This window comes from Pseudomonas sp. NFX5 (genome assembly GCF_049132125.1).
In the GTDB taxonomy this organism is placed as follows: domain Bacteria; phylum Pseudomonadota; class Gammaproteobacteria; order Pseudomonadales; family Pseudomonadaceae; genus Aquipseudomonas; species Aquipseudomonas marginalis.
This window is the reverse complement of sequence record NZ_JAFMZG010000040.1, coordinates 1-9,440: the sequence shown is the minus strand read 5'-3', so window position 1 is coordinate 9,440 and position 9,440 is coordinate 1. Positions and strand designations below refer to the sequence as shown.

Below are 9,440 nucleotides of genomic sequence, written 5' to 3'. Positions count from 1 at the left end.
AACGCGGGCGGTGCGACGATTCGACAAGCCCGCTCACCACAAAAATGCGCTCGCCTGAAATTATTTATGCAGGACTCAAGACTTCAGTGTGAAATTTTATCCCTTTAAAATCAGTGAGTTATTTTAAGCTTGATAAGAGCTTGCTCCCGTCCGGGTCGCGAAGCGCCCCCAAAAGAGGGGACTGCTACGCAGTCCAACGGGAGCAAGCTCCCTCGCCACAAGTTACCCGTTGCACGTTCTATCGCTTACCTGGCCGGCGCTTTAAGCAAGACTCTTGCTGACCACCTCGAACACATCGCTGGACAACTCACCCGACCCACGAATGCGCTCCAGCTCCGCCTTCATCAACGCCTGGCGCGCGCCGTCGTATTTACGCCAGCGGGTCAGCGGCGCCAACTGGCGCGAAGCGATCTGCGGGTTGAACGCATTCAACTGGATCACCAGGTCCGCCAGGAAGCGGTAGCCCGAACCGTCGGCGGCGTGGAAGTTGATCAGGTTCTGCCCGGCAAACGCGCCGATCAGTGCACGCACCTTGTTCGGGTTCTTGAGCGTGAACGCCGGGTGCTCCATCAACGCCTTGACCCGCGCCAGCCCGCCCGGCAACGGGCTGCCGGCCTGCACGCTGAACCACTGGTCCATGACCAACGGGTTGTCCTTGAAGTTCTCGGCAAATACCGCCAGCGCCTGGGCCTTCTCCGCTTCGAACGGCGAGTTCACCAGCACCGCCAGCGCGGTCAGGCGCTCGGTCATGTTGTCGCTGGTGTCGAACTGCTCAAGGGTCGCCGCCAGCACTTCGGGCTTGCCGCTGAGCATCAGGTACGACAGCGCGATGTTCTGCAAGGCCCGCCGGGCGAAGTGCTCGGCCGCCGCCACGTAAGGCGTCTGCTTGGACAACTCGCGGTTGGCCTGGTAACGCAACCACAGCGGTTCATGCAGGTTGTCAGCCAGTTGCCTGCGCGCAAACTCACGCGCGGCGTGGATGGCATCCACGTCCGCGACGTCGCTGATTTCCGTCAGGTAGGCTTCGCCCGGCAACGACAGCATTTCCGCAACCATGGCCTGGTCCAGGCTTTCGTCGCTCAACACACTGCGCAAGGCCGTGATCAGGCGCTGGTCCATCTGCAACGCCTGGCCCTGCTGATGCTGGCCGATCAGTTCCTGCAACACCTGCACCGACAGCTGCTGGCCCGCATCCCAGCGGTTGAAGCCGTCGCTGTCGTGCTGCATCAGGAACATCAGTTGGTCGCGGTTGTACGGGAAGCTCAGTTTCACCGGCGCCGAGAAGCCACGCAGCAGCGACGGCAACGGCTGTTCGGCGATGTCGACGAAGGTGAAGGTTTGCTCGGCTTCGGTCACCGAGATTACGCGGGACGTGGCGCCGGCCGTGGCTTCACCGGCCAGGCGCAAGGCCATGCCCGCGCCCTGCCCGTCCAGCAGGCCCAGCTCGACCGGGATCACGAACGGCAGTTTCTCGACCTTGTCCGGGGTCTGCGGGCAGCTCTGGCGGAAGGTCAGGCTGTAGGTCTTGGCCGCAGCGTCGTAGGACTCGCTCACCGCCAGGCGTGGCGTGCCGGCCTGGCTGTACCAGCGCTTGAACTGGCTGAGGTCGGCACCGTTGGCGTCTTCCATGGCCTTGATGAAATCGTCGCAGGTCACGGCCTGGCCGTCATGGCGTTCGAAGTACAGGTCGCTGCCTTTACGGAAGCCTTCGGCGCCGAGCAAGGTATGGATCATACCGACCACTTCCGAGCCTTTTTCGTACACGGTCAGGGTGTAGAAGTTGGAGATCTCGATAAAGCTGTCGGGGCGTACCGCATGGGCCATGGGGCCGGCGTCTTCGGCGAACTGGTGGGTACGCAGGTAGGCCACGTCCTGGATGCGCTTGACCGTGGCGGAGTTCATGTCGGCGGAGAAGCCCGAATCACGGAACACGGTAAAACCTTCCTTCAGCGACAGCTGGAACCAGTCGCGGCAGGTCACACGGTTGCCCGACCAGTTGTGGAAGTATTCGTGGGCGACGATCGCCTCGACCCGCTGGTGCGCGGCGTCGGTGGCGGTTTCGGCGCGGGCCAGCACGGCGCTGGAGTTGAAGATATTGAGGCCCTTGTTCTCCATGGCGCCCATGTTGAAATCGTTGACCGCCACGATCATGAAGATGTCGAGGTCATACTCGCGGCCGTAGGTTTCTTCGTCCCAGCGCATGGATTTTTTCAGGCTGGTCATGGCGTGCTGGCACTTGTCGATATTTTCCGGCTCGACGTAGATGCGCAGTGCCACTTCACGCTGGGTCATGGTGGTAAAGCTGTCTTCGACACACCACAGGTCACCGGCCACCAGCGCGAACAGGTAGGCGGGTTTCTTGAACGGGTCTTCCCAGGTCGCCCAGTGGCGGCCGTCTTCGCCGGGGCCGCTGGCAATCGGGTTGCCGTTGGAGAGCAGCACCGGGTAGCGGTGTTGCTCGGCGATCACCGTGGTGGTAAAGGTGCTCATCACGTCCGGGCGGTCGAGGTAATAGGTAATCTTGCGGAAGCCCTCGGCCTCGCACTGGGTGCAGAACATGCTGCCGGATTTGTACAGGCCTTCCAGGGCGGTGTTGGTTTCCGGGTGGATGCGCACGCTGGTGTCGACCGTGAAGGTCTCGCGGGTCGGATGCAGGGTCAGGTGGCTGTCCGTCAGCTGGTAGTCAGCCTCGCTCAGTTCCTGGTCGCCGAGGTTGACGGTCAGCAACTCCAGTTGCTGGCCGTCGAGTACCAGCGGCGGCAGGCCGGCGCCACGCTCGGGGTTACGGCGCATTACCAGCTGCGCGTGGACCAGGCTGTGGTCCTCGAACAACTCGAAGGTCAGGTGCGTCTCTTCGATCAGGTAGTCCGGCGCCTGATAGTCCTTCAGGTAAATCATCTTCGGTTGTTCGGTGCGCATGGGTGGCATCCTTCTACTGATGCACGGCGAGCTGGTAGGCCGTGTACTTACGAATATTGATAACGCCGGTGTCGAAGATCAGGTATTGGCCCTTGATCCCCAGCAGCGTGCCTTCGGCAATCGGGTTCTTGTCCAGGTTGAAGCTGACGATCTTGGCTGGATACTGCTCCACCGGGTAGCGGATTTCCAACGGTTCGAGGTCGGTTACCGGTTGGATGGCCTGCAGGCCGAAGCGTTCCTGCAATTGCAGCAGGCCATCGGCGCAGGAGGCGAACAACTCGTCGCGCACCTGCTTGAGGTCCACCGCCACCGCGTCGCCCTTGAGCAACGCACGCCAGTTGGTCTTGTCCGCCACCTGGCTGCGCAATACATCCTCGACAAACCCGGATTGCTGGCGCGTCGCCACGCGCATGATCGGCATCGCCTGGCTGGCGCCCTGGTCCAGCCAACGCGTCGGCAATTGGGTGGCACGGGTGATGCCGACCTTGATGCCCGACGAATTGGCCAGGTACACCACGTGGTCGGTCATGCAGAATGTCTCGCCCCAGCCCGGATCGCGGCAGGTGCCGGCGTCGTAATGGCAACGCTCGGGGCTCATGATGCACAGGTCACACTGGGCCAGCTTGGTCATGCACGGGTAGCAATAGCCCTGGCTGAAGCTGGTCTTGGTCTTGCGGCCGCAATGGCTGCAATGGATGGCGCCGAGGTATTCCAGGCGTACATGGGTGCCGATCAGGGGGTTGACCGGCACCTCGGTATCGCCCAGGCGAAACGCGTATTGAACGGTCGGCTCACCGAGTTGCGCCGACATTTTGCTGACTGCACCGCGACCAATTTCAATCAATGGATCGCATCCGACTTGAACAGGATGTTCGGCACGGTGGTCGACTTCGACTGGCATTCCTGCGGGCCCATGTAGCCGGTGCGCTGGTCTTCCGGCAGGTTCTGGATCTCCCAGGCGATCATGGCCTGCAGGGACAGCTCGCGCTGCTCGGCACTGAGCTTGCGGCCATCGGACCACTTGCCGATTTCCACGGCGAGCTTGAGGCTCGCGTAGATGTCCGGGGTGATGTTTTCGATCATTTCAGCAAAAGAGGACATAAGGCTCTTCCTTATCAAAGAGAGGATTTGCGACGGTTATACAAACCGCCGAGCAAACCGGTAAGGCAACCGATAACCAGGCCGCCGACATGGGCAGCGTTGGCGATTTCGCCGAAGCCGATCATCGACACCAGCCCCGACAGGCACAACACCAGCCACACCAGCATCATCACCAGCACCCCACGGGGCAAGCGATAGGCCGGGTTGGGCGAGAGCAGTTGAAAGATCCAGCAATGCCCGAGCAGGCCATACAGCACGCCGGACAGGCCACCGAACAGGCCGGGGCCACCGTAGGCATATTGCGCGTAGTTGGAGACCAGGCTGAACAACAGGGTCAGGCCCAGCAGGTTGATGCTGCCCTGGCGCACTTCGATACGCCGGCCCAACTCCCAGTACCACATGCCGTTCATGGCCAGGTGCAGGATGCCGAAGTGGATCAGCATCGGCGTGAACAGCCGCCACCATTGGCCGGAAGCCAACATGTCGGCGAACGGCGTGAACTGGATGTACTCGCCCATCACCCGGAACGGCAGGAAGGTCAGCCAGCTCATGGCCTGCAGGTTTTCCCCGAGCAAGGTCACGGCGCCGACGATGATGCTCGCCAGCAGCACCAGCGCCGTGACCGGGCTATGGCGCACTTGCTGGGCAAAGCCGGGACGCGTGACCGGTGCCTGTTCGGGAATATCCAGTTGCCGGTCCGGATCACCGGCCGGAAAGCGCTGGTACAGCACGCGCACGTCGTCACTGAGGGGCTCGGGCACCCACAACACCTGCTCGCCGGCTTCCTCGCTGACGCGATGAGGCACTTGCATGCGTTGCAGCAGTTTCACGAAACCGCCCAGGTCGACGCTCAACGGCAAGCGCAATACGGGCACGGCACTCATACAATCACCTCGGGTCGCTCAACGTCGACCCATACGAATTTACGCGGATCCAGGCGGGTTTCCTGGTCCAGCCGATACGCCACCAACTTGCCGTACAGCACTGCGCTGTAGTCCAGGCACGCCAGGTTCGGGCGGATCGGCGCCGGTTTGCCGCTGCGCCAGTAATGGCCGACGAACAGCAAGGGTTCGTCGGCGCCGTAGCGCAGCAGGGAGTTTTTTTCATGGGGCGACAATGGCGTGCGCGCCACCGGCTCCGGCAGTGCGTCGGGCTGGAACACGATGTCGCCGTAGGTCTTAGGGTCGTCTTCCCAGAACTTGGTGCGGAAGAACGAGCGCGTCAGGCCATCGCCACCGGTCAGCGTCAGGCCATCCGGCAGGCGCATATCGGTGCCGCGCAACAGGCGGTCGAAGGCGTTGCAGGCAAAACTGCCGGGCACGGCGGCGGCCTGCAGGAAGTGCTGGTCGATGCAGCCATCCGGGAACGTCGCGCGCAGCGGTTGGATAAAGCCGTCATCCCAGCACGCATGCACCACGCGGAAGCGCCCGGCATCGACAAACAGCGGCATGTCGTAGAACCAGGCGAGGAAGTCGTGCCAGTCGGCCGGGTGCTGCTCGAACTGGGTCAGGGTCTCGTGGATCAGCCGCTCATGCCGTGGGGTGTGCTCACGCACGAACTGCCTGCCACTGCCCGGCGGCGCCGGTGTGGCCCAACCCAGTGCATTGAACTCGTGGTTGCCCATGATGCACAGCGCCTGGCCGGCCTCGGCCATGTCGTGGACGATATGCAGCGCCTCGCGAATGCGTGGGCCACGGTCGATGATATCGCCGAGGAACACCGCCATGCGCGAAGGATGGCGCCAGGTGCCGCCCTGCTTGTGGTAACCCATCTGGTCGAGCAAGTGCTCAAGGGTATGAGCGCAACCGTGCACGTCACCAATCAGGTCGTAGCTACGCGCGGGATCGAGCATCAGTCGCCTCCACCCCCCAAGCGGCTGCCCCAGCCCAACTTGGTGCGGCACACTTCGTAGTAGTTGTGATCCAGCGGGTGGATCAAGCGCAACTTCTGCGCCTTCTTGCTCACGGTGATGGTGTCACCGGGGGCGCAGGTGAAATGGTTCTGCCCGTCGCAGGAGACTTGCGGGTAGATCTGCATGTCTTTGGACACCACGATTTTCAGCTCACTGTTGCCATCGACCACAATCGGTCGGCTGGACAACATATGGGGGTACATCGGCACGATCACAATGGCATCGAGCTTGGGGTGCATGATCGGGCCACCGGCCGACAGCGCATAGGCGGTGGAGCCGGTCGGGGTGGCGACGATCAGGCCGTCGGCCTTCTGGCTGCACACGAACTGGCCGTCGATATACAGCTCGAATTCGATCATCCGCGTGGACTTGCCGGGGTGCAGCACCACGTCATTGAGCGCATCGCCCTGGCCGATGGCTTCGCCGTGGCGGCGCACTTCGGCCTGCAGCAGGAAGCGGTTTTCCACCAGGTAATGGCCGTCGAGCACCTTGGCCACTTCGACTTCCAGCTCATCGGGGCGGATATCGGTGAGAAACCCCAGGCTGCCACGGTTGATCCCCAGCACCGGCACGTTATGCCGCGCCAGGGCCCGGGCCGCGCCGAGCAGGCTGCCGTCGCCGCCGACCACGATGACCATGTCGCAGACTTCGCCGAGCATCTTGCGCGAGGAGGTTTGCAGGCCGTGGCCGGGAAGGATTTCAGCGATGGTGTCTTCGAGGATCACATGCAGGTGGCGTTCCAGCAGGAATTTTTTCAGCCGGCGGACGGTGTCCAACACCTGGGTACTGCCCAGGCGACCGATAATGCCGATATTGCGAAAGTGCTCCATGGGGCTCCTGCGGGATTGGGGGGTGGGGCAAAAAAGAAACGATTATGGGCGAAAGGCCGGCTCAGGCAAAATCCTTTGTCGCCGTGAAGCCTTGATGACAACGGTTCTCAGCCCCCTGCGCAACGGTTAAAAGGCTATGCTCGGACCATGACTGTGTTCCCGGATTTGCACAACCTGCCCCGCCAGCTGCGCCACCCCGAGGTGCGCGACCTGGCGTGGGTGATGCTTGCCCCGCCGATGCTCGCGCAGACACCGTGGCCACAGCGCCACCCGCTGGCGGGCAGCGACTGGGTGCAGGCGCCCGACCTCCTTGAACACTGGCTACGTGCACTCGACCGGGACAGCCGTGCCTTGCAGCACTGGTTGAGCCTGTCACGCACCCGGCGCCTGGGCCTGTACTACGAACGCCTGTGGCAGTTCGCCGTGCAGCATGCACCGGGGGTAGAACTGCTCGCCGCCAACCTGCCGATCCGCCGCGCCGGGCACACCCTGGGCGAGCTGGACATGCTGCTGCGCGACCGTGATGGCGTGCACCACCTGGAACTGGCGATCAAACTCTACCTGGGCCCGCAGGACGGCAACGGCCAGGACACCGCGCAGTGGCTGGGCCCAGGCTGCCATGACCGACTGGACCGCAAGCTGGCGCACCTGGCCCAGCATCAACTGCCGATCTCGGCGCGGGCAGAAAGCCGCGAGGTGTTGGCGGCCCTGGATATTCAGCAGTTTGATGCGCACCTGTGGCTCGGCGGGTATTTGCTCTATCCCTGGCCTGGGCTGGCCGAACCGCCCCACGGCGCACACCCGCAGCATCTGCGCGGGCGCTGGTTGCATCAGCGGGACTGGCGGGATTTTGTCAGCGCCAGTGCGCCAGGTCGCTGGCAACCATTGCCCCGGCACGCGTGGCTGGCGCCGGCGCACTACCCGGCGGATGAAGTGTGGAGTGAAGCACAGATGCAGGCCTGGCTGGCAGACCTTGATCCGATGGCGCCTGCGCAGTTGCTGGTGCGCATGGTGCAGAACGGCGAGGATTGGGAGGAAGCCGAGCGCTTGTTCCTGGTGGCGGATCTTTGGCCGAATGTGCCGGGGGCTGGCTGATAGAGTGTGTGGTGTATGTGAGGGCCTCATCGGGGGCAAGCCCCCTCCCACACTGACTGCATTCCAAATGGGTGTACTCGATCAAATGTGGGAGGGGGCTTGCCCCCGATGGCTGTGGTACCGCCACTACACCTCATCGATATGCCGATAATCCAACTGCAACCCCACCGCCAGCTCCTGGGCGCGCCCCAGCCTGATCGGCCCGCGCTCGATATCCACCAGCAACCCCGCAGACGCCAATAACGGCAACCCACCGATGTCCTTGAGGCGCCCATCCGTGATCACCAGTACACGCTGCTGCTCGGCCGGATAACGCTTGCGCCGCGCCACCAGCCAATGCGCGGCCTCGGTCAGCGCCGCCAGCAACGGCGTACCACCGCCCGCGCCCAACTGATCCAGCCAGCCCGCCAGGCCTTTCGCTGCTTTCAAACCCTGTACCTGCCACTTCGGTGCCTGGCCGCTGGCAGTCAACAACGCCATGCGTGCCCGTTGCCGGTAGGCGTCGTCAAACAGCTGGGCGAGCAAGCCCTTGGCGTCGGTTAATGCACGATGCCGCCGCGTGGACGCCGACGCATCCACGATCACCAGCCACAACTCATGGGCCGAGCGGCTGCGCAGGTGGTAGCGCAGGTCTCCACGGGAGTGCGGCCGGCCGCCGAGCAAGGTGCCCGGCCAGTTGATCGAACCCTGCTGTGCGCCGCGTGCCTTGCCCTGCCTGCCGTTGTCCAGTCGCCCCGCCTTGGGCCGGGCATCCGCCCCCGCGCCAGGTCGGGGGCGAATGCCTAGGGCTTTTTTGGCCAGGCAGGCACGTCTCGGCGAGCGCCAGTGGGCAGTGCCGGTGCGGGCATATCGCCCCATTGGCCTTGGCCGGGCGAGGTGTCCGAGGGTGTCGGCGCCTGCCCTTGATTGGGTGGGCTGGCCGGTGGGGATTGCACCTGGCGACGGTGGCGCAAGGCAAATTCCGCCACTGCTTCGATGTCTTCTTCGGCAATGGTATCCGCGCCCCGCCACGCCGCGTGGGCCCGGGCGCCGCGCAGCCAGACCAGGTCGGCGCGCAAGCCGTCGACACCGGCAGCAAAGCAACGCTCGGTGATCTGCGCCAGGGCCTGATCATCCAGCTCGATACTGTCCAGCCGCGCCCGCGCCTGGGTACAGCGCTGGCGCAGCGCCGCCTGTTGCCCGGCCCACTGGGTGCAGAACGCGGCGGGGTCGCTGTCGAAATCCAGGCGCCGCCGGATAATCTGCCCGCGTTCGGCCGGCAGCGTCTGCCCGCTCAGCGCCACGTTGAAACCGAAGCGGTCCAGCAGCTGCGGGCGCAACTCGCCCTCCTCCGGGTTCATGGTGCCGATCAGCACAAAGCGCGCCGGGTGGCGATGGGAAATGCCGTCGCGTTCGATCAGGTTGGTGCCGCTGGCGGCGACGTCGAGTAACAGGTCCACCAGGTGATCGGGCAACAGGTTGACCTCGTCGACATACAGCACGCCGCCGTCGGCCTTGGCCAGCACCCCAGGGGAAAACTGCGCACGGCCTTCCCCCATCGCGGCATCCAGGTCCAGGGTACCCACCAGGCGCTCTTCGGTGGC

Annotated in this window: 9 protein-coding genes; 1 reads left to right on the top strand and 8 read right to left on the bottom strand. The window is 63.8% G+C overall.

All coding sequences use genetic code 11. The features are described 5' to 3' along the window. Nucleotides 1–261: 261 nt before the first annotated feature. From pepN to J1N02_RS27390, 6 genes are read right to left on the bottom strand one after another with little or no spacing between them, the layout of a single operon-like run. The gene (gene pepN / locus J1N02_RS27415) at nucleotides 262–2,919 is read right to left on the bottom strand and encodes an aminopeptidase N (RefSeq protein WP_421148053.1); all 2,658 of its coding nucleotides are present in this window, start codon (nucleotides 2,917–2,919) and stop codon (nucleotides 262–264) included. Nucleotides 2,920–2,932: 13 nt separating this feature from the next. Further along, a complete protein-coding gene (locus tag J1N02_RS27410) occupies nucleotides 2,933–3,763 on the bottom strand; it encodes a DUF2797 domain-containing protein (protein WP_421148052.1) in 831 nt (276 codons plus the stop codon). Beyond that, nucleotides 3,760–4,020 carry a YeaC family protein gene (locus J1N02_RS27405; RefSeq protein ID WP_027606465.1) on the bottom strand — a complete coding sequence of 87 codons (261 nt, stop codon included), beginning with the start codon at nucleotides 4,018–4,020 and terminating at the stop codon, nucleotides 3,760–3,762. Before J1N02_RS27405 ends, J1N02_RS27410 begins: the two co-directional genes overlap by 4 nt. 14 nt (nucleotides 4,021–4,034) lie before the next feature. Continuing rightward, nucleotides 4,035–4,904: a rhomboid family intramembrane serine protease gene (locus J1N02_RS27400; RefSeq protein WP_141157530.1), complete on the bottom strand. Its 870-nt coding sequence runs from the start codon at nucleotides 4,902–4,904 to the stop codon at nucleotides 4,035–4,037. Then, the gene (locus tag J1N02_RS27395; RefSeq protein WP_168166846.1) at nucleotides 4,901–5,875 is read right to left on the bottom strand and encodes a metallophosphoesterase; all 975 of its coding nucleotides are present in this window, start codon (nucleotides 5,873–5,875) and stop codon (nucleotides 4,901–4,903) included. Before J1N02_RS27395 ends, J1N02_RS27400 begins: the two co-directional genes overlap by 4 nt. Beyond that, a complete protein-coding gene (locus tag J1N02_RS27390; RefSeq protein WP_003190745.1) occupies nucleotides 5,872–6,762 on the bottom strand; it encodes an NAD(+) kinase in 891 nt (296 codons plus the stop codon). Before J1N02_RS27390 ends, J1N02_RS27395 begins: the two co-directional genes overlap by 4 nt. Nucleotides 6,763–6,909: 147 nt before the next feature. On the opposite strand from J1N02_RS27390, the gene J1N02_RS27385 reads away from it, so the two are divergent. Next, nucleotides 6,910–7,857 (top strand): DUF1853 family protein, encoded by a 948-nt coding sequence (locus J1N02_RS27385; RefSeq protein ID WP_098479704.1) that lies wholly within the window; start codon nucleotides 6,910–6,912, stop codon nucleotides 7,855–7,857. 126 nt (nucleotides 7,858–7,983) lie between these two features. On the opposite strand, the gene J1N02_RS27380 is transcribed toward J1N02_RS27385, so the two are convergent. Next, nucleotides 7,984–8,586 carry a vWA domain-containing protein gene (locus J1N02_RS27380; RefSeq protein WP_027606471.1) on the bottom strand — a complete coding sequence of 201 codons (603 nt, stop codon included), beginning with the start codon at nucleotides 8,584–8,586 and terminating at the stop codon, nucleotides 7,984–7,986. A gap of 53 nt (nucleotides 8,587–8,639) precedes the next feature. Beyond that, nucleotides 8,640–9,440: ATP-binding protein (locus J1N02_RS27375; RefSeq protein WP_421148051.1), on the bottom strand; the 801-nt coding region annotated here is incomplete at its 5' end.

Excerpts from the sequence above, each read along its gene's own strand:
- pepN (WP_421148053.1), bottom strand. The coding sequence starts at position 2,919 with ATGCGCACCGAACAACCGAAGATGATTTACCTGAAGGACTATCAGGCG.
- J1N02_RS27405 (WP_027606465.1), bottom strand. The coding sequence starts at position 4,020 with ATGTCCTCTTTTGCTGAAATGATCGAAAACATCACCCCGGACATCTAC.
- J1N02_RS27400 (WP_141157530.1), bottom strand. The coding sequence starts at position 4,904 with ATGAGTGCCGTGCCCGTATTGCGCTTGCCGTTGAGCGTCGACCTGGGC.
- J1N02_RS27390 (WP_003190745.1), bottom strand. The coding sequence starts at position 6,762 with ATGGAGCACTTTCGCAATATCGGCATTATCGGTCGCCTGGGCAGTACC.
- J1N02_RS27385 (WP_098479704.1), top strand. The coding sequence starts at position 6,910 with ATGACTGTGTTCCCGGATTTGCACAACCTGCCCCGCCAGCTGCGCCAC.